The organism is Leptolyngbya sp. DQ-M1, assembly GCF_039962505.1.
In the GTDB taxonomy this organism is placed as follows: domain Bacteria; phylum Cyanobacteriota; class Cyanobacteriia; order Leptolyngbyales; family Leptolyngbyaceae; genus Leptolyngbya.
In genome coordinates, this window is record NZ_JAMPLJ010000004.1 from 582,865 (window position 1) to 607,113 (window position 24,249).

The 24,249-nt window shown below is 46.1% G+C and carries 21 protein-coding genes; 20 read left to right on the top strand and 1 reads right to left on the bottom strand.

Annotated features, from left to right (window positions below; all coding sequences use genetic code 11):
• The first annotated feature begins 4 nt into the window (after positions 1-4).
• The 20 genes from crtC to NC981_RS16120 all read left to right on the top strand — a co-directional run bounded on the left by crtC (position 5) and on the right by NC981_RS16120 (position 23,745).
• Positions 5-928, top strand: coding sequence for a cyanoexosortase C (gene crtC / locus NC981_RS16025; RefSeq protein WP_348243861.1), 924 nt, complete (start codon positions 5-7; stop codon positions 926-928).
• Positions 929-1,336: 408 nt separating this feature from the next.
• Positions 1,337-3,148 carry an ABC transporter ATP-binding protein/permease gene (locus NC981_RS16030; RefSeq protein ID WP_348243862.1) on the top strand — a complete coding sequence of 604 codons (1,812 nt, stop codon included), beginning with the start codon at positions 1,337-1,339 and terminating at the stop codon, positions 3,146-3,148.
• Between the two features lie 194 nt (positions 3,149-3,342).
• Positions 3,343-4,611 (top strand): glycosyltransferase family 4 protein, encoded by a 1,269-nt coding sequence (locus NC981_RS16035; protein WP_348243863.1) that lies wholly within the window; start codon positions 3,343-3,345, stop codon positions 4,609-4,611.
• Positions 4,612-4,613: 2 nt separating this feature from the next.
• Entirely contained in the window at positions 4,614-5,429 is an 816-nt protein-coding gene (locus NC981_RS16040) for an FkbM family methyltransferase (protein ID WP_348243864.1), read from the top strand.
• Positions 5,430-5,516: 87 nt separating this feature from the next.
• A complete protein-coding gene (locus NC981_RS16045) occupies positions 5,517-6,482 on the top strand; it encodes a glycosyltransferase family 2 protein (RefSeq protein WP_348243865.1) in 966 nt (321 codons plus the stop codon).
• 21 nt (positions 6,483-6,503) lie between these two features.
• Positions 6,504-7,415 carry a glycosyltransferase family 2 protein gene (locus tag NC981_RS16050; RefSeq protein ID WP_348243866.1) on the top strand — a complete coding sequence of 304 codons (912 nt, stop codon included), beginning with the start codon at positions 6,504-6,506 and terminating at the stop codon, positions 7,413-7,415.
• Between the two features lie 39 nt (positions 7,416-7,454).
• Positions 7,455-8,357 carry a hypothetical protein gene (locus tag NC981_RS16055; RefSeq protein WP_348243867.1) on the top strand — a complete coding sequence of 301 codons (903 nt, stop codon included), beginning with the start codon at positions 7,455-7,457 and terminating at the stop codon, positions 8,355-8,357.
• The gene (locus tag NC981_RS16060; RefSeq protein ID WP_348243868.1) at positions 8,354-9,481 is read left to right on the top strand and encodes a glycosyltransferase; all 1,128 of its coding nucleotides are present in this window, start codon (positions 8,354-8,356) and stop codon (positions 9,479-9,481) included. The genes NC981_RS16055 and NC981_RS16060 overlap by 4 nt, the downstream gene beginning before the upstream one ends.
• A gap of 71 nt (positions 9,482-9,552) precedes the next feature.
• Positions 9,553-10,638, top strand: a complete 1,086-nt coding sequence (locus NC981_RS16065) for a glycosyltransferase family 1 protein (protein WP_348243869.1) — start codon at positions 9,553-9,555, stop codon at positions 10,636-10,638.
• 108 nt (positions 10,639-10,746) lie between these two features.
• Complete coding sequence (locus tag NC981_RS16070) at positions 10,747-11,751, top strand: glycosyltransferase family 2 protein (RefSeq protein WP_348243870.1); 1,005 nt, start codon at positions 10,747-10,749, stop codon at positions 11,749-11,751.
• Between the two features lie 87 nt (positions 11,752-11,838).
• Entirely contained in the window at positions 11,839-12,915 is a 1,077-nt protein-coding gene (locus NC981_RS16075; RefSeq protein ID WP_348243871.1) for an exostosin family protein, read from the top strand.
• A gap of 216 nt (positions 12,916-13,131) precedes the next feature.
• A complete protein-coding gene (locus NC981_RS16080; RefSeq protein ID WP_348243953.1) occupies positions 13,132-14,076 on the top strand; it encodes a glycosyltransferase in 945 nt (314 codons plus the stop codon).
• Between the two features lie 13 nt (positions 14,077-14,089).
• On the top strand, positions 14,090-15,118 hold the full coding sequence (locus NC981_RS16085) for a glycosyltransferase family 4 protein (protein ID WP_348243872.1): 1,029 nt from the start codon (positions 14,090-14,092) through the stop codon (positions 15,116-15,118).
• A gap of 55 nt (positions 15,119-15,173) precedes the next feature.
• Complete coding sequence (locus NC981_RS16090; protein ID WP_348243873.1) at positions 15,174-16,073, top strand: glycosyltransferase; 900 nt, start codon at positions 15,174-15,176, stop codon at positions 16,071-16,073.
• Positions 16,030-17,253 carry a glycosyltransferase family 4 protein gene (locus NC981_RS16095; RefSeq protein ID WP_348243874.1) on the top strand — a complete coding sequence of 408 codons (1,224 nt, stop codon included), beginning with the start codon at positions 16,030-16,032 and terminating at the stop codon, positions 17,251-17,253. Before NC981_RS16090 ends, NC981_RS16095 begins: the two co-directional genes overlap by 44 nt.
• 3 nt (positions 17,254-17,256) lie before the next feature.
• Positions 17,257-18,369 carry a glycosyltransferase family 4 protein gene (locus NC981_RS16100; RefSeq protein WP_348243875.1) on the top strand — a complete coding sequence of 371 codons (1,113 nt, stop codon included), beginning with the start codon at positions 17,257-17,259 and terminating at the stop codon, positions 18,367-18,369.
• 470 nt (positions 18,370-18,839) lie between these two features.
• Positions 18,840-20,099, top strand: a complete 1,260-nt coding sequence (locus NC981_RS16105) for a glycosyltransferase (protein WP_348243876.1) — start codon at positions 18,840-18,842, stop codon at positions 20,097-20,099.
• A 5-nt stretch (positions 20,100-20,104) separates the two neighbouring features.
• Positions 20,105-21,520 carry a hypothetical protein gene (locus tag NC981_RS16110; protein WP_348243877.1) on the top strand — a complete coding sequence of 472 codons (1,416 nt, stop codon included), beginning with the start codon at positions 20,105-20,107 and terminating at the stop codon, positions 21,518-21,520.
• A 51-nt stretch (positions 21,521-21,571) separates the two neighbouring features.
• Positions 21,572-22,831, top strand: coding sequence for a glycosyltransferase (locus NC981_RS16115; RefSeq protein WP_348243878.1), 1,260 nt, complete (start codon positions 21,572-21,574; stop codon positions 22,829-22,831).
• The gene (locus NC981_RS16120) at positions 22,825-23,745 is read left to right on the top strand and encodes a class I SAM-dependent methyltransferase (RefSeq protein ID WP_348243879.1); all 921 of its coding nucleotides are present in this window, start codon (positions 22,825-22,827) and stop codon (positions 23,743-23,745) included. Before NC981_RS16115 ends, NC981_RS16120 begins: the two co-directional genes overlap by 7 nt.
• 55 nt (positions 23,746-23,800) lie before the next feature.
• Here NC981_RS16120 and NC981_RS16125 read toward each other — a convergent pair whose 3' ends face one another.
• Positions 23,801-24,232: a hypothetical protein gene (locus NC981_RS16125; RefSeq protein WP_348243880.1), complete on the bottom strand. Its 432-nt coding sequence runs from the start codon at positions 24,230-24,232 to the stop codon at positions 23,801-23,803.
• Between the last annotated feature and the right edge of the window lie 17 nt (positions 24,233-24,249).

Here is a 24,249-nt window from a genome sequence, read left to right on the forward strand (position 1 = left end):
CATCATGAACTGGCAAAAAGCAAGCGCGATCAACTCTGTGAAGCTAAAAGCGATCGCGCACCATCTCTGGCGAGCAAGTATCAAGACTCTACATACTCGTCTCGTTGCAGGAGGATTACTGGTTGGAGCGGCTTATTTTCCGGTCTGGTTGTTTAATTTGATTGTTCGATCCTTTCACGGTTCGGCAAGCGTGTTGATGGCAATCATGATCGGACTCGGCAGCTATCGTCTTTGGCAACAACGAAAGCAAATCATGGTTCTCGCGGCCTCTGAGGACGATCGCTTACTCGGACACATTATAATTGGCTGCGGAATTGTTCTATCCCCGCTGGGCTTCTTCTCCGAATGGGCGCAACGATTGATCTTCATCCTGATCCTAATTGGAATTGCGCTAAGCAGTTGGGGACTGCCTTTCTTTCGTCGCTATCCATTGCCGATCGCCCTACTTGGACTTGGACTATTCCCTCAGCCGACTGCGGTTGCAAAAAACTTGTGGCAAGTGTTCACGCCCCCCAGAATGCTGGAAAACTTTATGGCATGGAGCGGAACTGGAGGACTCAACGCGATCGGTCATGCTGCCGTTCAGAACGAAACCTGGATCACGCTGGCAGGAAAGACGGTCGATGTAAATTGGGGCTGTAGTGGATTTGATATGGCAACAATTTTAGCGGTTGCCAGTTTTGTACTGGGATTGTTTCTTAAACAAAGTCCAATCAAAATCACATTGATGATGGCGATCGGGATTGTTTTAGCCTTTATCGCGAATGTACCACGGATTATGTTACTTGCCATGTCCGAAGCTTACTGGGGACGATCCGCATTTGAGTTTTGGCATGGCCCTTGGGGAGGGCAAATTTTTTCAACAATTTTGTTCACGATCTACTACTACGTTGTGATGGCGATCGCGAAGCGAAAACCAGCCAAATAGCCCTTGTTTTAAGCACCAGAATCATGACGATTAAATTAAATAATTCAACAATTTCTTGGATAAAATAATCTACTGAGTCCAAAGCAAACTGCAAATTTTCTGTAAGTTCTGTCTAATTGACCACTAGCGATTTGCTTTAGGATTCTCCTGATTCAAGATCAACAAGCCGTAAAATAAAACATAGAAGTTTATGGCTTAATCAACTCAATAATTCTCTCTTGGAAAGGGGCTTTGACGGTCTGTAGATCTCAGTCTCTTCAGCGTAACTTCTTCTCAACATCGTTGAAAGAAGCCGAATGACGGAGAAGGTGTGACAAAAAATTAGAAGCTTAAATTGCTCTGTTTGCTATCTCAGTTCGCTAACACAAGACAGTAGTTCAAGCCCTACAGTAAGAGGAGACTTTCAGGTTGCAAAAACTCAGAACAACACTCAATTTACCCGCTTATCGTTTGATTACAGCGATCGCTTATCAGAATTGGGGTTTACTCGCGATTAATCTAGTCGCAAATCTGCTTAGTGCTGTGCTAGAAGGAAGCACTCTAGGCGTCATCTACCTGGCTGTTTCTATCCTTTCTCAAGGACAACAGAGCCAACAACCCCAATTTCTAAAGCAATTGCTATCGGCTTTCTCTCTAACTCAATCTCAACAATTTCTCGCATTATTGGGATGCGCTGTTCTCTTACAAATTCTACTCGCGCTCAGCGGCTACACTAATAAATTGAGTACAGCTTATCTATCAGCAAGAGCACAACCCCAAGTCACAGGACGAATTTTCGAGCAAATTATGTCGTTCAGCTTTGCGTGTGCAAGCCAATACAAAGTGGGCGACTTAGTAATGTTTGTGAATGACGCAGCAATGACTGTGAATCGCCAGATTCAGACGGTGAATGAGCTGATTGTCAGCCTCACATTCTCCAGCGTTTATGCTTTGGTTCTGATTCAGCTATCTCCTGCTCTTGCCCTAGTCGCTGTATTATTAGCACTTGTGGTGATTGGAGTACAACAACGATTACTTCCTCAACTGCGATCTGCTGCTTTCCGGCTCAACTCTGCTCAAGTGGAGTTGTCTAAGCATATGACAGAGAACATTCAGGCGCTCAGATTGCTTCATACGTTCGGTACTCAGCAACGTGCGATCGCAGAAACGTTCCAGTTGCTTCATAACGTGCAGACACAGCTCCAGAAACGAGCCAAAGTCTTTTATCTGCCAGAGCCGATTTTCGATGTGCTACCTGTGATCGCACTGGCAGTTCTAGCCAGCCTTACGATGGTGATCAGCAGTACACCCGAAAGCATCTTACCCTTACTCCTTACCTTTTTGTTAACCTTACAGCGATTAGCAATCCGTCTACGAGGAGTTGCTGGAGCCTTCACTCAACTCGCTGACAACAGCGCAAATCTTCAAAGACTCAGTACAATCTTAGACAGACGTAATAAGCAGTTCGTAACAATGGGAGGCGAAAACTTCGAGTTACTGCAAACTGATATTAACTTCAAGCAGGTTAGCCTTTCGTACACGAATGACGAAAACTTTGTGCTGCAAAATCTAAGCTTCACGATTCCTAAAAATCAGGTCACGGCACTGGTAGGACAATCGGGGGCGGGTAAATCGTCGATCGTTGATCTATTAATCGGATTGTATCAGCCAAATCTGGGGCAGATCATCGTCAATGGCAAACCTTTGGAGTACTACAATCAGGCAGCTTGGCGACAACGAATTGGAGTTGTCAGTCAAGATACCTTTATTTTCAATAGTAGTATCTTGGATAATCTGCGGCATGGCGCACCAGAGGCAACGCCTGAAGCAGTCATTGAGGCTGCTAAAGCAGCTCAGGCTCATCACTTCATTGTGGAAATGCCGGAGGGTTACGACACTATTGTGGGTGAACGGGGTTATCGTCTGTCAGGTGGACAACGACAACGATTAGCATTAGCTAGAGCAATTTTGAAACAGCCTGAGATTTTGATTTTGGATGAAGCAACTAGCGCGTTAGATAGCGAATCCGAGCGATTAATTCAGCAAGCTCTTGCTAGATTTCAAAAGGATCGAACTGTCATTGTCATTGCTCATCGCCTCTCTACGATCGCTGAAGCGGATCAAATTATTGTCTTGGAGAAAGGACAGATCGTAGAAAGCGGTAATCACAGGGCACTGATGAATCAACACGGTCGGTATGCCTGCTACTGGGATTTGCAAACTCAAAATATGGTTGTTTAGCTGACGGCTCAAGCTTGCGCCTTGGCAGTAGAAAGAAGGGTCTGGCGCTATTCGAGAAAAGAAAGGCGTTAGCTTGTCAAGAATTTCAAGCGACCAGAACTGCATCTGCTTAGATAAAGGCAACCGCAACATTCGTGATTCCACAACTGATCTTCTAATCTGCTCTTCTACAATTCTCTACTTGATTCCCACTTGTGAAAGTACTACAGATTAACTATAGCGATTTACATCGAGGCGGCGGCGGGGCGATCGCGATGTATCGCCTGCATCAGGGGTTACAGGAGCAAGGCATTGCAAGCCAGATTCTTTGCAAAATGAAAACCCTAGAATCTTCTGAGAGCTTGGAAATTCCTCAATCCCCTCGGTTAGAGAGACAGATTCAGCGATGGACTCAGCGCATTGGCTTAAACGATATCCATCGAGTGGGTAGCTTCAAGATTAGAGATTTGGAAGCGTATCAGGATGCAGATGTGCTTCATCTTCATATTATTCACAGTGGCTTTTTTAACTATCTAGCAATCCCAACCTTAACTCAGCAGAAGCCAGCGATCCTTACGCTGCATGATATGTGGGCGCTCACGGGTCATTGTGCTTATAGCTACGATTGCACCCGCTGGCAAACTGGCTGCGGTCGGTGTCCTTATCCTAAAACTGCACCTGCTGTTCGCTATGATAGTACCCATCTTGAGTGGAAGTTGAAGGAATGGGTTTATCATCACTCAAACTTGGCGTTTGTTGCTCCTAGTCGTTGGATGACAGAGCTTGCCCAAACGAGTCTGTTCAATCATCTTCCGATTCACTACATTCCTCATGGACTCGATACGAATCTTTTTAAACCGCTCAATGCGGCGACCTGCAAAGATTTGCTTGGAATTCCTGCAAATAAACGTGTACTCCTGATCTCAGCCGCTGACTTAAACGATCGCCGTAAAGGAATGGATCTTTTGATTAAAGCGTTGCAGCATATTCCGCAGTCTCTTCGATCTGAGATTGTGCTGCTGGCGATGGGTGGACGAAAAGTGGGGCTTGAAAAGGAACTGAGGGAGTTTCAGATTCTCCAGTTGGGTTACATCGAGCATGAACCCCTAAAAGCAGTAGTTTATTCTGCATCAGACCTGTTTGTGTTTCCAACTCGCGCTGATAACTCGCCCCTGGTGTTACAGGAAAGTATTGCCTGTGGTACTCCCACCATTTCCTTCAACGTCGGCGGCGTACCGGACTTGGTTCGTCCAGGGATAACAGGTTACTTAGCTGCTGCTGAAGACGCGGTCGATTTAAGTCAAGGAATTGCTTCACTTTTAGAGGATCATGCCGTCAGACAAAAGCTTAGCCAGTCCTGTCGCGCAGTTGCTCTAGAGGAATACAGTCTTACACTTCAAACACAGCGGCACATTCAGCTTTACCAGCAGCTTCTCGGTTCAAGCTTAAACTCTTCCGCGGTACTAACCACGACTACAACCTAACCATGATTGATTTCAAACAGTTTCCACAACGGTTGGTAAAAAAAGCGTTTCGTCATGCAGGGCTTGAGATTCACCGCGCTCAGGTTCAGAGTCTAACCGTCGATCGCACTTCTTTTGATGGTTGCTTAAATCAAGCAATTCAAAACGGACTTGCTCCGAAAACCGTGATTGATGTTGGAGCTGCTACAGGTACGCCTGAGCTATATCGCGCTTTCCCGCAAGCTCACCACCTTTTGATTGAACCTTTGGAAGAGAATGTTCCCTACCTCGAACAATGGATTCAGGATCTAGAACATGCTGAGTATGTGTTAGCTGCCGCTACTGCTCAGCGCGGTGAGATTACAATCAATGTCCATCCAGACTTAGTTGGATCATCAATCTACAAAGAAGATGAGGATTCAGATGTCAATGGCTATGAAAGAGCAGTTCCGGCGCTGCCGCTCGACGAAATCGTTTTAGAGAAGAAGCTAGAAGCACCCTATCTAATCAAAATTGACACTCAAGGATCAGAACTGGATGTTCTCCAAGGAGCCACTGCGCTGTTGCAGAAAACAGACTTGATTATTCTAGAAGTCTCTTTTTTCGATTTCTTCCAGGGAGGACCCACTGCATTCGATTGCTTTCAGTTTATGAAGGAGAGAGGATTTGTGATTTATGACATCTTCGATCTCGGTTACAGGATGCTAGATAATGCGATGGCGCAAGCAAACATGGCTTTTGTAAGAGAAGACGGCGTTCTCAGGAAGGAGCACTATTACGCGAGTCGAGAGCAACGACAGAAGCTAAACCAGCGACTTTTAGAGCAAGAGTATCATTAACCGATCGCCGCTGCGCTAAATAATTTTGTTGTGGATGAGTTTCAGTAGGACTACAAAATCGCCTTCTTTTGCACATTAATGAGCAGTATGATGAATGCTATCACCGAGGATAAAGGCTTAACGTTTCTGAGTAGTTGGCCCATCGCTAATATTTCTGGTTCTTGTCTGGAAAAGTATCCGAAAATCTCAATCGTTTCACCAAACTACAACTATGCGTTTACTCTTGAAAAAACGCTCCGATCGGTGATCGACCAGAACTATCCAAATTGCGAGTACATCGTGATTGATGGTGGTAGCACCGATCGGAGCGTTGATATCATCAGCCGCTATTCCGACCACCTCGCCTACTGGGAACATCAAAGTGACGCGGGTCAGTATTTTGCCATTAATAAAGGCTTTTCAAAGTCAACAGGCGAGATTATGGCGTGGATCAACAGCGATGATATCTATCTGCCTTGGACGTTGCATGTCGTGGCTGAGATCTTTCAGCAATTCCCACAGATTGACTGGATTATCGGTCGCCCCACTCAGATTCAGAATGGGGTAATTCGGCACGTTGGTTCGTTGCAACCCTATCCACGGCAGTGTATCTATAACGGCTTATTTCGAGGAGATCGATTGGGTTGGATTCAGCAGGAGAGCCTTTTCTGGCGGCGTTCTCTGTGGGAAAAGGCTGGGCCATTACGAACTGATTTGAAGTACGCAGCAGATTTTGAACTCTGGACTCGGTTTGCACAACACGCAGACTTAGTTTCTGTTTCCTGCCTCTTGGGCGGCTTCTTTACTCGTCAGGCAAATCGCCATCGCGACAATCTAACTGCTTACTTTGATGAAATGAATCAGGTGATTGGAGAATGGCCAGATGAGCGCCAGCAAGCTTATCAGAAGATTTGGGCTGATCTAGAACGATATCAGCGGTGGAAGCCGTACACGGGAGTCCGCCATTTAATGCGTAAAGCATTGAAACTTGAGCAGTACACTGGGCAGATTGCACAATGGGACTTTCAATCTAATGCGTATACCTTAAGCACATCCTCATTTGTGCAGTATTGACATCCAAATCAGCATCAGTTTATGTTACCTAAAATTAGTATTACCATTCCTTCTTACAATCAAGCTGATTATTTAGAGGAAACACTCCGTTCAGTCTTGGAGCAGCACTATTCAAACTTAGAGCTGATTGTGATTGATGGCGGCAGCACGGATGGAAGCGTTGAGATTCTCAAACGGTATTCTAACCATCTGGCGTATTGGGTGAGTGAGCGCGATCGAGGTCAAACCCACGCCATTACAAAAGGGTTAAGAAGAAGCACCGGGGAGATTTGGTCTTATCTAAACAGTGACGATTTGCTGTGTCCTGGTAGCCTAGAAAAAGTTGCAGAAAGCTTCAGAAACCCGGGTGTGAATTGGTTAGGAGGGGTTTCGGAGATTTTTGATGAAACGGGTCTCAAAGGGTATGTCGTACCACAGCGCCCATTGAACCGCCGAGATTATCTCACGCCGTGGCAGCGTGAAATTCAGTACGTCTTTCCTTGTTCAAATGTGTGCTTTATGCGACGACATTTGCTTGAGCAATGTGGGGATTTTGATGAAAGCTATGACTATGGAATGGATATCGAATACTATGTGCGAGTCGTTTTCCAAACCGGGATCGAGCCGCAATTGATCCCTGATATTTTAGGTCGTTGGCGATGGCATCCACAGAGCAAAACATTGAAGCAAGGAATTGCATATGGATTTCGAGAAGATGAAGTGCGGATGGCTCTTCAATATCTTCAGTGTTTAGACGAGCGCGATCGCCAAACGGTCAAGCGCGAGATTCAAGAGCAGCAGAAGTGGCTTGCCGTTCGCAAAGCTGGGTTTTATCAAAACCAAGGCAAGCCCGAATTAGCCTGGAGAGAACTCACATCGCAGGTTGGGTTATCTGCTGCATTATCTGGGTTCCGTCCCTGGTATGGCACAGCTCGGCGATTACTTTTGGCATAGATTCAATCGTGCTCTCAGTGTTGTTATAGGTGAATGAAAATGTCGATCGGTGGTTTGGTTCTGCAACTTCAACAAAAGTATCAGCACGGCTTACCTACGGCTTACTACCGGGATGTGGTTCGACACCGCATTTTGAGTACTCAGCCGATATCTGGAACAACAGATCTGACTTGCGAGATCCATGTTTTAACTTCTAGCTCAGATTGGCTAAATTTAGTTTGGGCGCTCAAGTCTTTTTATCAATATTCTCAGCGGAAATATGCACTTTGCATCCACGACGATGGGACGTTAACCTCGGAGGGAATTTCGACTTTACAGCAACACTTTCCAGATGCTCGCCTCATTCATCGCATATCAGCAGATGAGGAAGTTTTGAAGTTATTAGAGAATCATCCCCGTTGTCTACAGTTTCGCAAGGCCAATCAGCTCTCGCCTAAAGTCTTCGACTTTGCTGCGTACTTAGAAAGCGATCGTATGTTGCTGCTCGATAGCGATGTCTTATTTTTTGAAGAACCGACAGAACTGTTAACCCGGATCGAAGACCCAAACTATCGCTTCAATACCGTGAATGGGGATGTTGCCAACGCCTACACGACTAATGCAGACGTAGTGCGGCAACAGTGCGGGTTTGAGTTGACCGATCGATTTAATTCAGGTCTAGGATTAATCCATAAGGCGTCGCTCAATCTCGATTGGATCGAAGAGTTTCTAGCGCTACCGGATATCATTGGTCACTTTTGGCGAATCGAGCAAACCCTGTATGCGCTCTGTAGCTCCCGTTTTGGTGTGGAATTGCTGCCGTCTGCTTACGATGTGCATTTAGAAGGTGGTATCAATGGTGCTCCCAGTCGCCACTACGTTGGCAAAATTCGGCATTTGATGTACAGCGAAGGCATCCGTCAACTAGTGCATCAAGATTTTTTTAGAGCATTGCAGCCATGACCGAGACGATTCAATCAAAGCCATTGGGACAAAGCGCAACTCAGCAGAAATCGCTGCAAGTGTTGATGATGCCAGACTATCGAGCTGACAATCCCTACCAATCTTTGTTATCACAAGCGCTAGAAAAGAGTAATCTTGGGGTTGAATTCCCAGTGGGCTACCGCAGAGTGTTTCCTATATTTAGAGCAATTCAGAGTAGCTCTGTACGGATTGATGTTCTGCATCTTCATTGGCTCAGTCCTTATCTCAAAGGAGAAACCTGGCTGGTAAAATTCTTGTACTGCATCAAATTTTTGCTAGATATTTTACTCGCTCGACTCGCAGGAGTGCGGATCGTTTGGACAATTCACAACACGATCGCGCATGATGCGAGATTCCCTAGATTAGAACGATGGACACAGCAAGGTTTAATGAAGCTTGTCGATCGTGCGATCGTTCATCATGCTCAGATCGTTCCTGAAATCGCACAGACTTATCATATCTGCTCAACCAAGCTTGCGGCGATCGCGCATGGTCACTATCGAGGCGTGTACGGGGAAGCGATCGATAAAACGGAGGCTCGCCATCATTTAGGATTGCCGATTGAAGGACGAATCTATCTATTTCTAGGAATGTTACGCCCCTACAAGGGAATTGAACGGCTGCTTCAGGCGTGGCAAGATTACCCCGTTGCTCAAGATACGTTGTTAATTGCTGGAAAGGCGCTAGATGAGGGGTATGGTTGTAGCCTCATTGAGAAAGCCGCCAAACTCAAGAATGTCATCATTCATTCTAAATTCATCGAGAACAATGATATTCCGACCTACTTTAGTGCTGCGGATATTGTTGTTCTGCCATTTGAGCGAATTCTGACATCAGGTAGCTTAATCCTAGCAATGTCTTACGATAAACCAAGTGTTGCGCCGCGCCTTCATAGTATTGCTGAAACCTTAGATACAGCAGGTGATTTACTGTATCTACCACAGCATCAAGAAGGCTTGCTCCAAGTCCTCAAAAACAGTACTCAGGTCAATCTAGAAGATTTGAGTCGGCGCGTTAAAACTGCGTGTGATCGACTCGATTGGGACACGATCGGACAAAAAACTCAGCAGGTCTACGAATCTGCACTTTCGTCGATCAAGTAAGCAGTTTTCCATTAACGCAAAATGTACCAAGTCTATCAACAACCATGAGTAAAACTGAGAGGAATCAGACGATGAATGTCTTATATGACGGGAAGATCTACGACATCCAATCGGCTGGAGGAATTAATCGCTACTTTACCAGTATTATAAGCAGATTACCGAATAGTATTACACCTACTATTACTTATTCCAAACCCCAATTTGTTAACTTCCCATCCCACTCAAATCTTCAAAAAATCTTCTTTCAACGTGGGTTATTTCGCCCAACACGAGTTTGTGATTGGGCAGAAGTTCAATACTTCCGGGCAATAAAGCACTTGTATCCCTGCGATTTGCTCCATCCAACCTATTATTCTCTTCTCACAAATCAAGACTTTAAAAATATTAAAATTCCACTGGTTCTTACTGTTTATGATTTGATTCATGAAATCTTCTTTCCAACTGATTCCCATGTTGCAGAGAAATGCCAGGCAATTCAAGCTGCACAAGCAATTATTTGTATTTCACACAACACTAAAAAGGATTTATTGGAAAGATACGATATACCAGACAGTAAGATAGCAGTTACCCATTTAGCTTCGGACATTGATGTTAGCCAATCTTACGGCTCCGAGCCTGTGCCTGAGCAGCCATATTTTCTTTTTGTTGGAAGCCGCAGCAAGTATAAAAACTTTGATAAAATGCTATCTGCTTTTGCAAAGATAGCACCGCACTATTCTGATCTAAAGCTCTGTGCCGTGGGTAGAAAAATTCAGCCCTGGGAAAAGTCCCTGATCGAAGAACTAAATCTCAGCGATCACATTGAGCATTACGAACAAGTCAGCGATTGTCATCTTGCTAAACTGTACCGATGTAGTCTTGCCCTAGTTTATCCCTCCCGCTATGAAGGGTTTGGGATTCCTCCCCTAGAAGCAATGTCATGTCATTCTGCTGTGATTGCAGGTAGCGGTTCGAGCATTCCGGAGGTTGTGGGAGACGCGGGTTTGTTGATCGATCCAGAGTCAATTGATGATTTGGTTGAAGCAATGAAAGTAATATTAAACTATCCTGGTGAGCGCGATCGACTCATTGCAAAGGGGCAAGAACGTGCTAGAACATTTAACTGGGACAAAACCGCAGCCGAAACGATAGAAGTCTATCACTCTATTTTGGGTTAGATGAGATGGCTTCATCAGAAATGATAGTTATGCCTCTCAAATCATTTCTTTTCTCGATTTCTCAGAACATATGAAAAGTACAAACGAGAGTGCTTGGAGAGTTAAACAATGCCCGTAAATCCCGATCCTTCTCGGACAGAAACACTAGCACTGCTGACCAGTGAGCATAGTCAAAAATGGCTTGCGTATCATCAGTCACTTCTCCGATCAAGTCATATTTCAAACTTGCCTCGCATTAGCATTGTAACGCCCAGTTACAATCAGGGTGAGTTTTTAGAGCAAACGATTCTCTCGGTACTCTGGCAAAACTATCCTAATTTAGAATTCGTCATCATCGATGGCGGCAGCACAGACAACTCAATGGAGATTATTCAGAAGTACAACAAGTACCTGACCTACTGGGTAAGCGAACCAGATCGAGGACAAAGCCACGCTATTAATAAAGGCTTCTCTCATTGCACAGGAGACATCTTAGCATGGCTCAACAGCGATGATTTATATCTCCCTGGCACCCTCCACCATGTGGCTAGACAGTTCAATCAATCTAAAAAAACAGACGTTTTAACAGGTGCATGGATAGCTTACTATCACGAAACTCAATTCTTCTATGGAACTCGTGCCTGTGGTGCTGGAGTGCATCCTGCAATGGCGATACTATTGTCGCATCATGCACACTTAGGACAACACTCTACCTTTTGGCGCAGAGAAGTTTGGGAAACGGTAGGTCCATTGCAGGAAAGCCTTCACTATGCAATGGATCATGATTTCTTTCTAAAGTGTTGCGATCATGGCTTTCGTTTTAAGCTCTCCGCTTATCAACTTGCTGCTTTTCGACGTTATGCGGCGCAAAAAACGAAAGCATGGAAAAGATATGCAACTGAGAGCGAATCTTGCATTCAGCGCTATAAACAGCGTCCTGAATGGCGATCTCCGATTGGACAACTTCGCCTATCGGTTGCTAAAAAGATAGCGAGTTTAGCCCATCATCGCAATAAGCATCCTCGCTTGGGACTAGTTCCCTTGTATGATAGGAACCAGATTCAGGAGTGGTTCGCTGATTTGGAAGACGGTAGGCAACTCAGCAATTCATGTCAACCGGAGCATAGAGAGTAGCGAATCACAACCTAGTCTATTTCTTTGAAGAATAAAGCACGAAGTATCTTTCAAAAACAACCCTGTCTGTGTGGGAGATAATGATTCATGATGCGTAGAGTTGGAATCTGGTCAGAAACAGTTGAATTTCAAACTTACATGATTGCCAAAGCTGCGCAATTGTCTGAATATGCAGTCGATATCATGACTAAACCCAAGCATGAAGGCAACCATCAAGGACATTCATTCTATTATGAGAAGCTAGAAAAGCTTGAGAGAGTTAGAGTTCTACAGAAGTTTGAACCGATTCAGCTACAGTGGTTATATATTCAAACTTCATCGCGCCCTATTACTAGAGACTTGGTTAATCTTTCTCGCTATGCTCAGCATATTGGCATCTTTTCAACTTGCGGCAATCTCCCTTATACACGAATGTTGGTGAGCCAACTGAAAGAGATCGTGAAATACTTCCCTGTTAGTTTGAAGTCCGAGCGCGTATTTCTACCTGATATCTTGTACGAGTTTGATATCTATCGAGCGTGGTCAAAGCGGTATCATTTGGGAATTGATGTTCATTCTAACTTCCTAGATGATCCTCTTCTCTCCGCAAAATTATTTGCTGATGATTGGAAGCAAAGCAGCTTGAGAAAATATTGCTTTAACTTTATCGGTAACCGTAATCCAGAATCTAGAACTCAAATCATTCAAACTGTGCAATCTTACCTGGCTTCCCAAGCTCAGTCCAATCTGAATCGCAATGATTATTTATGGATTGAATACGGAGACAATCCAGGAGAAATTAGAGGAGTTCCACCTGTGGAGTATATTGATTATTTATCTGAATCTGACTTTACTCTGTGCCCTCCGGGTTATATGCGTACAACTCATCGCGTGATCGAAGCGCTAGTACGCGGCAGCATCCCCGTTCTTCACGCAGATGAACTAGAACTTTACAATCTTGATTTACAGGATCAAGTCAACTGTGTAGCAGTGCGGCATCAAGACTGGATTGAGGCAATTAAACGGTTGCTCAGCCTATCTCAAAGCGATATTGAAGAAATTCGCTGTAATATTCTTGCAATGCGGCAAAAGTATCTAACTCCTCAATCTTACTCTAGAAGACTGGGCATGCGCATGGGACTGATTTGTGAAGCTGAAAGTGATTCGTCTAATGCCGCAGCGTAAAAGCAAGCTGAAATTTCGTCCTTTTTTACCAAGTTCTTTTACTAAAGTAACTTGAACACGTCCGCTCCAACTCGCACTGCTTCCTAGTTTGATCGCGTCGGGAATTGGCGCAAATGCAATTTGGCAAAAAACAACTCTGAAAATTAGCGATCGCGCTTCCACTGAATCAACTGAGTATCTCACGGCATCCAGTTTTTTACTGTCAAGAGTTTCATGATGCTTCCCAAAGTCAGCATTCTCATTCCTTGCTACAATGCCGATCGCTGGATTGCTCAGGCAATTGACAGCGCTCTGAACCAAACTTATCCTTACATTGAAGTGATTGTGGTCGATGATGGTTCGAGCGATCGCAGCTTAGAAATCATTCAGAGTTATGGTGATCGCATTCGCTGGGAGACGCAACCAAACCAAGGCGGAAACATAGCCCGAAATCGTCTACTTGAACTGAGTACCGGAGACTGGTTGCAATACCTTGATGCCGATGACTACCTCCTTCCTCAGAAAATCGAGCAGCAAGTGAACCATCTCACTCAAGTCCCGCAGGCTGATATTCTCTATAGTCCTTCAATCTATGAGTATTGCCAGGATGACACATCTCATCGCAAAGTTGAAGTGATTCCTGAACCTCACGATCCCTGGGTTTTACTCGCTCGCTGGTATCTTCCCCAAACAGGTAGCCCGCTTTGGCGAAAGCAAGCATTACTGGATGTAGGTGGGTGGAAACCGGATCAGCCCTGCTGTCAGGAACATGAACTGTATCTGCGTCTACTCATGGCTGGCAAGCAATTTCATTACTGTCCTGACGCGGGTTCAGTCTATCGGCAGTGGAGCGAATCAACTTTATGTAAAAAAGATAAATCCAAAACACAAAAACAACGATTATTGATTAAGGATCGCTTAGAGAGTTATTTGAAGCAACAAGCATTACTGACTCCAGAGCGACAATCTGCGATTAATCAAGCTCGGTTTGAATGTGCGCGGATGATTTGGCTGAGCGATCGACGCTGGGCAGCAACCGTTGTCGCAAAGATTCGAGCAACCCAAGCCAAATTCGTGCCATCAGGGGCAGCCGCGCCGGAATTCTATCGATTCGCTTATCAGTGCTTCGGGTTTTCGATTGCAGAACAAATTGCCCAATTTAAGCGATCGCTGCTTCACTAAAGTGTTATCACCCATGACTTCGCTTCTCGTTTATTCTAATCACGGGTTTGGCTCTTATTCTAGCTATCCGGTCATTTCAAAATACATCTCGAACTGTACAACTATATCAACATTGAGAGCCGAACCCAGGACGCTAAAACAGAGAGCGCTAAATCGGCTTGTTCGCACGTTTGCTGCATCACAATGGTACAAGTTAACTTCGCTAGAACTCGAATGGCGTTTGATTCAGCGTCTTCACAAGAGCCACCCAGACTTGATTCACTTCCTTTGGGCAGAGCGCGATTTGGGATATGCCGATTGGATCAATCGTGTAGCCTCGTTTCCGTTATGCTGTACGTTTCACTGTTGCCCGGAAGATTTACCCAGCATTCTGCCGTATCGTAAACGGCTACAAAGCTTATCCGCGCTGATTATTATGAGTGAGACACAACGAGCTTTTTTTGAGTCATGCGGCATCGCTTCTGAGAAGATTCACTGTATTCCGCATGGAATTGATACTGAGTTTTTTACACCTTCTAGTGATCGGAGAACTGAAAATCAATTTGTCGTTTTGTCGATTGGTAGCTATAAAAGAAATTTTCCGCTGTTAAGAGAAGTTGCAATCAAGCTCAAGCGATATCCAGATATTCGCCTCAAAGTTGTTAGCTCACAAGATTTCTATCAGTATTTTTCTGAGTTAGAAAATGTAGAGTTTATCAGCGGCTTAAGCGATGCTGAGCTTGTAAAAGCCTATCAATCTGCTTCTTGCCTGCTGATGACTGTTGAGAATGCTACCGCCAACAATGCAATTCTGGAAGGACTTGCCTGCGGCTTACCTGTGATTGCCGAAGAAATTGGTGGAATTCCGGAGTACGTGAATTCGGACTCTGCAATGCTTTCTGAAGCAAGGAACGCTGATTTGTTGGTTGAGTCGATCGTTCATCTCGCTAGTGCCCCGTTAAAACGAGATCAAATGGCTCAAGCTGCTAGAACACACGCATTGGAGTTTTCTTGGGACAAAGTTGCGCGAAGAACAGAAGAACTTTATCAATCCTTGATGTAAAACAACTTAGGTTTGTCCGCCAAAAAAGCGTAGTGTTACTTTACTGAACCTTACTATGAGCATTTGCGAACTGAGCGTCGTGATTCCAACGTATAATCGTGTGGCTCAATTAATCGAGGCACTGGAAAAGATTTCAGCCTGTCAGCCTCGACCGAGCGAAATTATTGTTCACATTGATGGTGATGATGCGGTTACAGAACCCGCGATCGCACATCTCTCGAACATTAAAATCATTCGTAGTCCAAGCCAAGTGGGTCCGGGCGGCGGACGCAATCGCGCGATCGCCGAAGCAAAACATGAAATTGTTGCCAGCTTCGATGATGATTCTTATCCGATCGATGCTGATTACTTCGGTCGCTTGCTGCAATTGTTCGATCGCTTTCCTGATGCTGCGGTGATTGGATCAGCAATTTATCATCAAAATGAGCCAATTACCGCCGATAATCCCGTTGCTCAATGGGTGGCAGATTTTGTGGGATGTGGTTGTGCCTATCGCAAATCTGTGTTTCTTCAAACAGGCGGATATGTTCAACTTCCAATGGCTTACGATATGGAAGAAGTGGATCTTTCACTGCGATTGCACCATCTCGGTTGGCGAATCCTCAGAAGTCCTTGGCTGCGAGTTTTTCACGACACCGCTTTAGTGCATCATCTCAATCCAAAAATTACGGCTGCAAGTATTACCAATCGCGCCTTGCTGGCTTATCTGCGCTATCCGCCGAACTACTGGGGATTTGCGATCGCACAATGTCTTAATCGAGTGCTCTGGCTGATTCGACATCAACGATTTGCTGGAATTCTGTCAGGCTTGGTCGCCATTCCTCAAACGTTTTATCAACATCAACATCACCGTCAGATCGTTTCATCCCAATCACTCAGTTCTTACCTTGATCTTCGCCAAACCGGACATTATGAATCCTTCCCCCTGGATTTGCTGCCAACTCGGTGCGCGTGAGCATTACGCCATTCCTCGCGCTCTGCATCAATCCGGACAGTTAGCGAGATTGATTACTGATGCTTGGGTGACTCCACGATCGATGATTCAATCTATTCCAATTCCACAATTGCGGAGTTTGCGCGATCGCTTTCATCCCGATTTAGCCAATGCGTCAGTTGAATCAATGACCGCTTCGCTGATTCAGTTTGAATTGAGGCAAAAACTAAAAAAAACAACGCTTTGGAATGACATGATTGCTCGAAATCATTGGTTTCAGCATCAAGTTCTACAACAGTTTCGCACTCATCCACCGCAAGGATCTCGCGCAATCTTTTTCACTTATAGCTACGCCGCTCTCGACCTGCTGAAATATGCAAAATCCAAAGGTTGGTACACGGTTTTAGGACAGATTGATCCCGGAATTGTTGAAGAACAAATCGTGAAAGCGGAACAGCAACGATATCCAACACTCTCTCCGAGTTGGAGTCCGGTACCGCCTCCATATTGGGAGAGTTGGCGAGAAGAATGTTCGATCGCAGATTGTATTCTTGTGAATTCAGAATGGTCGCGCCAAGCTCTAATTCAAGCAGGCATCCATGCAGATAAATTAAGAGTCGTTCCATTGGTGTATCGTCCTCCGCTTGAAGCTCAAACCTTTCAGCGGGCTTATCCAGCGCAGTTTTCTTCAGAGCGTCCCTTGCGAGTGTTGTTTCTTGGAAGAGTGATCTTACGCAAAGGGATTGCAGCAGTCTTAGAAGCAGCGGCACAATTGCGCGATCGACCGATCGAATTTTGGATTGTAGGATCTTCCGAAATCGAGTCGCCCTCAACCGAGCATCTAAAGATTCGCTGGCTCAATGGCGTTCCTCGAAGTATGACGGCTCAATATTATCAGCAGGCGGATGTGTTTCTGTTTCCCACACTGTCAGATGGATTTGGACTGACACAACTCGAAGCCCAAGCCTGGAAGCTCCCGTTGATTGTGTCAAAGTTCTGCGGAGAAGTGGTGAGCGATGGCATCAATGGAAGGGTGCTGCCTGAAGTTTCAGGAGCTGCGATCGCCCAAGTCCTTCAATCCTTCCTCGATCAGCCGCAGCAGCTAATCGAACTTTCCCAAGGAAGTCGATCACGCTCTGCTCTCAATTTAGAGCAACTGAGCGATCGTCTGCAATCTTTAGTGTCTCTGGCTGTTTCTTGACGTATGCGCCCGCTTAAAGTTGTCATTTATTCGATCGTGCCTTCTCCCTATCAGCGAGATCTGTTTTACGCTTTGTCTCGCTGTCCAGAAATTGATTTACAGGTGTACTATCTTGAATCCGGTTGTGCAGATTCTCCCTGGACTGAGAAGCCAATTCAAGCTTACGAAACTGTGCTTCCAGGATTCCATTTAACTTGGGGATTGTCGCGATTCCATCTCAATTGGCATCTTCCCGCTTTGAAGCATGTCGATGTCGTTGTGCTCAATGGCTATCAGAATCTGATGTCGCAACTGATACTCCGGTTTTATGGGGAGCGAGTTCCCTGCATTTTCTGGGGTGAAAAGATGGTCGGAGAGTCTAGCGGCATCAAAGGGCAGTTACAGAAAGTCTTTTCAGCCGCATTGAATCGATGTGCTGCGATCGCGGCAATTGGTTCTCGCGCTCAACAAGACTATCAACAGCGCTTTCCCAAGCATCCCATTTTTAACATTCCTTACTACTGCAATCTATCCGAGTTCCAAAGCTCGATCGAGCGTCCCCGCAAACCGATCACGATTCTTTTTTGTGGCCAAATGATCGAGCGCAAAGGCGTTGATCTGTTACTGCAAGCCTTCGATCGATTAATTCAATCCGGCACTCAAGCGCGATTGTTGCTCGTTGGGCGTGAAGCGGAACTGCCTGAGATGATGCGATCGCTCTCGTCCAAAACTCAACAACAAATAGACTATGCAGGCTTTCACGATCCTGAATATTTACCGCAGTTTTTTAAGCAAGCAGATTTATTTGTGTTGCCGAGTCGCTATGACGGTTGGGGCGTGGTGGTGAATCAAGCAGTAGGGGCGGGATTGCCAATCATTTGTTCTGATGCGGTTGGAGCGGCAGTTGATTTAGTCGAGCCAGGAGTTAATGGTGCGATCGTGCCTGCGGGTGATGCGATCGCGCTTTATCAAGCCTTGTCTTTTTATACTCAGGATTCCAAAGCGATACAGCAAGCGAGTCAAGCTTCCCAGATCAAGGCGGCAACGCTGACCCCTGAAGCAGGCGCGAAATGTTGGTGTGAGGTGCTTCTAAGTGTGCAGGTATCCAAGCAGTATAAAATTTGTTACACAAAGTAAATCTATGAAGATTGCTTAAAGGCTGGTGCTACACTTTCCTAGCTGCGTTAGTATTTAGCTAACTCAGGGAGTTCAAGGTTAAACAACGCACGCAGCAGTTCAGCCTAGAATTCAAGCAAGAATCTTTTTCGCGATTGACCTGTCGAAACTCTCCTGCATTCCACACTACAGTTTCTCAGATTGCAAATTAAGCCTGAGAAGTGTAGGAATTTCGTCAATCTTCAGGGGACTCCTACCAATCAACCTCAATGATATTGCGGAGTCACAACTTTTATGAAATTTGTTTCGTCTGTTAAGCGACGTTGCCTGCCGCAAGCGCAAAAAAGAGAACACGATCGACTATTTGTCCTGATTTCTGATTTCGGTGTTGCTAAATATACATAGAGCCTATCGTTCTTCTCAGGACGAAGCGATGTACATCTTATTTAACACCACCGTTTCTACCGTCTCCCAACTACCGTCGCCTCAGCATGACCATTCCCCGTCTGCGTGTTCTCCTACTTGCCTCCTACTTCCCCAGACCAGATAATCCCTTGATGGGAACCTGGGCGCTTTCTCAAGCCGAAGCCCTCACACGGCAGAACATCGAACTGTTCGTCGTTTCCCCAACCTCCTGGCTCCCAAGTGCGATCGCACTCACCCCCGGCGCAAAAGCCTACGCCAACTGTCCCGACACATTCACTTGGTCAAATTCAGTTCGTGTCAGCTATCCCCGGTGGCTCTACTATCCAGTGCCTCCGTTCAAAGCCTGGGCACATCGTAATCCCGAACCGTATCTGCAACTTGCCTGGAAGTCGATTCAGCAGAATCTTTGCCGTTTGGTGCAAGACTTTCAGCCCGATGTGATGCTGTGCCACCAAACGCTACCGAACGGTTGGATTGCGGCTCAACTTCCCGAAGCCATTCGTCCCCCGATCGTGACCTTTGATCAAGACTTCGACGAAGTTCGAGACGCAGACCTCCATCCGCGCCGCAAAGCTGCAATGCAAACGGTTGTCGATCGCGCTTCACTTCTTCTTGCCGCTTCTAAACCGATGCAGCAAGACTTACGTAGATTATTTCCTAAGAGCCGAGTTTGCATCAATTACAACGGTGTCAATCTACCGAGTGAGCAAGCCTTAAGCACACCCCGCCCGATCGCGCTCCAAGGCAAAAAAGTAATTCTCGCTTGTGCGCTGTTTGCCGAACGAAAAGGCGTGCCATTGTTAATCGAAGCGTTCTGTCGCATCGCTGGTAAACATCCAGATGCAGTACTGCGAATTATTGGAAGCGGCCCGGATGCAGAGAAAGTGCAACAAGCCGTCGATCGTTATGATGTCACCGCTCAAATTCAACTGATCGGAAGAAAGCCCCATGCCGAAGTGCTGCAAGAAATGGTTTGGGCAGATTGTTTTGCCTTAGTAGGATGGGATGAACCCTTCGCTACGGTCTACCTTGAAGCAATGGCAGCCGGAAAGCCAATCATTTGCTGCAACGATGGCGGCATTAATGATGTCATCACTCAGGAAGTTCACGGCTATTCTGTCCCTCCGAAGAACATTGACGAAACCGCGATCGCGCTCGATCAAATGCTCAGCGAGGATGACAAACGACTCGAAATGGGACAGCAGGCCCAACATCTAATTCAGCATCACCTCACTTGGAATGTCAAAGCTGCAGAACTGGTTCAGATCTTAGAGCAGGTCATTCCCCAACGTCCGCAACTTACCCTTTCTCAAATTCCTGCTTGAGTTCTATGGCACTCTCCCGTGATTTTTCAGAAGACATCTACTCCGAAGTCGAGCATTTTCCTCCCTCTGCTTCTGGTGCAGCAACCTTAGCAATTCTCGGTGGGGTGGCGCTTGGATTTATAGGAATGCAGTCTCCATCGGATCAGCCTGCATTAATTGCGAGAGCTGCTGCAATTCCAGTTGCGATCGGACTAACGACCAGCATCTATCTCGACAGCAGAAGAGGACTACGAAATCTCTTTCGCACCGATTTGCTTTGCTTAATTTCGCTCTACTATCTGATTCTGGCGGAGTTTCTCTTTCCTCAAGAAGAGTTCAATACGCTGTTAGACGTTGCTCAAACTCGCAATGCGGTCGCGATCGTTCTCGTTGCCTTTGCCGCTTTTGCAATAGGTCGTCATCTGATCAAACCGCAAGCCATGCAGTCTTCCTGGCTTAACTTTGAAGATGTTTCGACCAATATGCTCTTTCGAGTCGTCATGATATCAGCGGTACTGGGCTATCTTTATATGCTTCAGTCCGTCCATTTCGACATCATTAAAATGATCAATGCGATGATGGGGGCACGATTTAGCGAACCTTGGACGCGATCAAGGCTAGGAGGCGCAAGCAGCCTGATCATTGAGCTAGGCTTGCTACGATATGCGATTCCACCCCTGTTTGGCGTATTGTGCAATCGTCGCCATCTGATCCCTCTGTACCAACAGAGTCTATTGGTGACAGTGTTTGCATTAACGATGTTTCAAGGCTTTGCAGGGGGAACTCGCAATGTCTTTGTGGCGTATCTTGCCACCTTCATTGTGGGCTACTTGCTAACCTTGCCTCGCTACACCTTTATTAACACGATTATTCCAGTTGCGTTGACATTCTGGGTGGCGGCCTATGGCTCCTACCATATGCTGGAATTTAGAACCATTGGATTGCGGAACTATCTTGAAAATCGAGTTTACGCCAGTGATACGGTTCGACAAACGCTCTCAGTTGACTACAATTTAGCTTCTCTCGGTATTGTTGCGGATGCAATTCCTTCAGCACACAACTATCTTGGTAGTGAGATCCTAGTTTGGTCAATCATCAAACCGATTCCCAGAGTATTCCTACCAAATAAACCCGAAGGATTGAGTGTAAGCATCGAAGAAATTGCGGGTGTAGAAGGCTATACGCTTGCGACTACATACATTGGTGAAGCTTATATGATGGCGGGCTACTGGGGAGTGATCGCAACTTCTCTGTTCTTGGGAGCGCTGGCAAACTGGTGGAATCGACTGGTATTGCAGCGACAGTCTGACTATGCAATGGTCGTTTACGCCCTTGGTTTTTTTGCTGGCTCAATCACAATGCGAAGTTTGTTTTGGCTCACGACTGCCATGCTACCTGTGATTGGGCTAATTGTCGCCCGCAAAAGCGGACTAATTCGGTAATCAGATTGACGATGCTTGCTTGTAAATAAATTCTAAACCCGGTTAAATGAAATGAAAATTCTGCACGTGATTCCCTCGCTAAGCCCTAGCATGGGAGGGCCACCACAGGTTGCAATGAATTTAGTGTGGGCATTGCAGCAATTGGGGGTGGACGCTGAGATTCTGACCACCAATCATGATGGCGCAACTGAGCTAGATGTTCCACTCACCCAGCGAGTGAACTATCAATTTCGAGAAGATGGTGCGAATGTTCCAGTTTGGTTTATGCCCTTCAAACGCCCAGCACTCAAAGAGTTTCTCTTTTCTCCGGCTGCAACGCGATGGTTATGGCAGAATGCCCAGAACTATGATGTTTTAGATAATCACTACCTATTTTGCTATGCTCCAACCTGTGCGGCGGCGATCGCGCGTTGGCATCGCGTTCCCTATACCGTTCGCACGATGGGACAGCTTACTCCTTGGGCACTCTCACAACGCCTAGTGAAAAAGCAAGTTTACGCCGCCCTTATCGAACGTCGCAATCTCGATCGAGCCGCCGCAATTCACTGCACTGCGCCATCTGAAGTCGAAGATGTCCGCAACTTTGGTGTAGACACGCCAACGCTTACCTTACCGCTTGGCGTTAGCCCACTGATTGAAATCGAAGATGCTCGATCGCTGATTCACGAAAAGTACCAAATTTCCGATGAAACGCCGATCGTTCTATTCTTGTCGCGTCTACATCCGAAAAAGCGTCCTGAACTGCTCCTACAATCGTTACATCATCTAGCAAGTCAAGGCTTATCGTTTCATGCCATTCTCGCAGGTGACGGTGATCCAGCTTATGTGAAGAAGCTCCACACGATCGCTCAATCGCTAAATTTAAGCGATCGAATCACATTTCCAGGATTAGTATTAGGGAAGCTAAAAGACTGTTTATTACAGGGCGCAGATTTGTTTGTGTTGCCATCGTTTTCTGAGAACTTCGGAATTGCGGTTGCAGAAGCTCTGAATGCTCGATTACCAGTGGTGATCACACCCGGGATTCAAATTGCACCAGAAATCGAAGCAGCCGATGCGGGGCTGGTGGTAGAAGAAACCGTTGAATCTTTAGCTTTGGCAATTGAACAACTATTAATGAAGCCCTACCTGCGCGAAAAACTTGGCAAAAACGGGCAGCATCTTGCTCAATCCCGCTATTCTTGGCAAGCGATCGCGCAGCAGCTCATTCCTGCCTATCGCGCGATCGCCGCAAAGCAACCTTTACCGAAAGAACCTTGCTTTCAGCCGATCTCCTGTCCCATCTTTGACAAAAGCACTCAGATATGTTGACTCGGAATCACACATCGCTCGAACCCTTCATCTCGGTTGAACAACAACCTCTTGCAACTCGGAAAGATGAAGTCTTATCATTCCCAATTGATCATCTTTCCCCTGGCATTGAGGCAAATGCTTACTATTTTGGACATCCTGAATGGGCAAAGAACTATTTAGACGCGGTACATCGCGATCGCGAGTTTCAAGAACGCTGGTCTACGATAACGGGTTCTTGGCAGGATAAGATTGTCGTAGACATCGGATGCGGTCCGGGTAATGTGTTTGCTGCATTACGCGATCATTGTGGAGTGCCAAATCATCTGATTGGAGTCGATGTTGCTCATGGGGGACTTAAGATCGCCGCCGAGCTAGGATATACACCCGTGCTTGCTGATGCTCAACGCCTTCCCTTTATCTCCGAATTTGCCGATATTGTTGTAATTAATGGAACGCTGCATCACTGTGATGATATGCGGCAAGTGTTACGTGAAGCTGCTCGAATCGTGCGTCCGGGTGGATTGTTAATCACTGATCACGATCTACAAAAAACGATGTGGAGCAACAATAGGATCGCGCACTGGCTGTGGAATGTTCGTCTACCATTGTATCGCCTGCTAAAGCGCGGTGGACATGCCACGAGCGAGGAACAAAAGTGGATGGTGGCGACCGAAGTTCATCATAGTCCAGGTGATGGCGTGACACCTGAATTTTTCTACAGCACCTTGGAGCCAATGGGATTTAGTGTCAAGCTCTTTCCACACAACCGTACTGCTGGAGCGGATGTACTTCAAGGTAGGTGCGGACGCTCTTCTTGGAACATTCGTTTGGCACAGTGGCTGAGTGGGGTTAATCCTAATTCGGCAGAAGGGGCACTGGTGATGATGTGTGTTGCTCAACGCTCCCTCATCCCTCAAGATGACACGCTTTGAGATGACACGGTACAAGTCGAATTAGCCCAATTTAATGAGGCAGATCCCTGATTCGTTACATCCGTGACCGTGGTGACCCGATTAATCGGGTCACCACGAGAAATTTTGCATTCGGCAAATTCTGCGCGGCAATGTGAGCATGAGCGATCGGAATAATCCGAGCTTGCTTGCCCCAGATGACTAATGTGGGTGCTGTAATGTTTGCAAGATTTTGCATAAGCGACTGATAGACTGATTCCCACACACCTAGTAAATTCAAATTTGTCCGCGCCATCTGAATCAATGGCTCTTTGCGCCCCGGTAGCGCAAAAATCGGATAACGCAAATTAATCCACTCCCCGAACCCATCATGTCGATCGCGATGACTCGATATTTTCGTGCCAAGCTGGAAAGTTGTAATACCAAAACTCAGCCGATCCACCTGCGCCATAATCCGAGTGTCTGAATCGATGTTTGCACTGCGCGAACGCGCAGGCAGCGTTATCATAAGAGAAAGTTAACTTA

Bases quoted from the DNA above. Each gene is read 5' to 3' on its own strand.
- crtC (WP_348243861.1), top strand. From the start codon at position 5: ATGAACTGGCAAAAAGCAAGCGCGATCAACTCTGTGAAGCTAAAAGCG.
- NC981_RS16040 (WP_348243864.1), top strand. From the start codon at position 4,614: ATGATTGATTTCAAACAGTTTCCACAACGGTTGGTAAAAAAAGCGTTT.
- NC981_RS16045 (WP_348243865.1), top strand. From the start codon at position 5,517: ATGATGAATGCTATCACCGAGGATAAAGGCTTAACGTTTCTGAGTAGT.
- NC981_RS16050 (WP_348243866.1), top strand. From the start codon at position 6,504: ATGTTACCTAAAATTAGTATTACCATTCCTTCTTACAATCAAGCTGAT.
- NC981_RS16055 (WP_348243867.1), top strand. From the start codon at position 7,455: ATGTCGATCGGTGGTTTGGTTCTGCAACTTCAACAAAAGTATCAGCAC.
- NC981_RS16060 (WP_348243868.1), top strand. From the start codon at position 8,354: ATGACCGAGACGATTCAATCAAAGCCATTGGGACAAAGCGCAACTCAG.
- NC981_RS16065 (WP_348243869.1), top strand. From the start codon at position 9,553: ATGAATGTCTTATATGACGGGAAGATCTACGACATCCAATCGGCTGGA.
- NC981_RS16070 (WP_348243870.1), top strand. From the start codon at position 10,747: ATGCCCGTAAATCCCGATCCTTCTCGGACAGAAACACTAGCACTGCTG.
- NC981_RS16075 (WP_348243871.1), top strand. From the start codon at position 11,839: ATGATGCGTAGAGTTGGAATCTGGTCAGAAACAGTTGAATTTCAAACT.
- NC981_RS16080 (WP_348243953.1), top strand. From the start codon at position 13,132: ATGCTTCCCAAAGTCAGCATTCTCATTCCTTGCTACAATGCCGATCGC.
- NC981_RS16085 (WP_348243872.1), top strand. From the start codon at position 14,090: ATGACTTCGCTTCTCGTTTATTCTAATCACGGGTTTGGCTCTTATTCT.
- NC981_RS16090 (WP_348243873.1), top strand. From the start codon at position 15,174: ATGAGCATTTGCGAACTGAGCGTCGTGATTCCAACGTATAATCGTGTG.
- NC981_RS16095 (WP_348243874.1), top strand. From the start codon at position 16,030: ATGAATCCTTCCCCCTGGATTTGCTGCCAACTCGGTGCGCGTGAGCAT.
- NC981_RS16100 (WP_348243875.1), top strand. From the start codon at position 17,257: ATGCGCCCGCTTAAAGTTGTCATTTATTCGATCGTGCCTTCTCCCTAT.
- NC981_RS16105 (WP_348243876.1), top strand. From the start codon at position 18,840: ATGACCATTCCCCGTCTGCGTGTTCTCCTACTTGCCTCCTACTTCCCC.
- NC981_RS16110 (WP_348243877.1), top strand. From the start codon at position 20,105: ATGGCACTCTCCCGTGATTTTTCAGAAGACATCTACTCCGAAGTCGAG.
- NC981_RS16115 (WP_348243878.1), top strand. From the start codon at position 21,572: ATGAAAATTCTGCACGTGATTCCCTCGCTAAGCCCTAGCATGGGAGGG.
- NC981_RS16120 (WP_348243879.1), top strand. From the start codon at position 22,825: ATGTTGACTCGGAATCACACATCGCTCGAACCCTTCATCTCGGTTGAA.
- NC981_RS16125 (WP_348243880.1), bottom strand. From the start codon at position 24,232: ATGATAACGCTGCCTGCGCGTTCGCGCAGTGCAAACATCGATTCAGAC.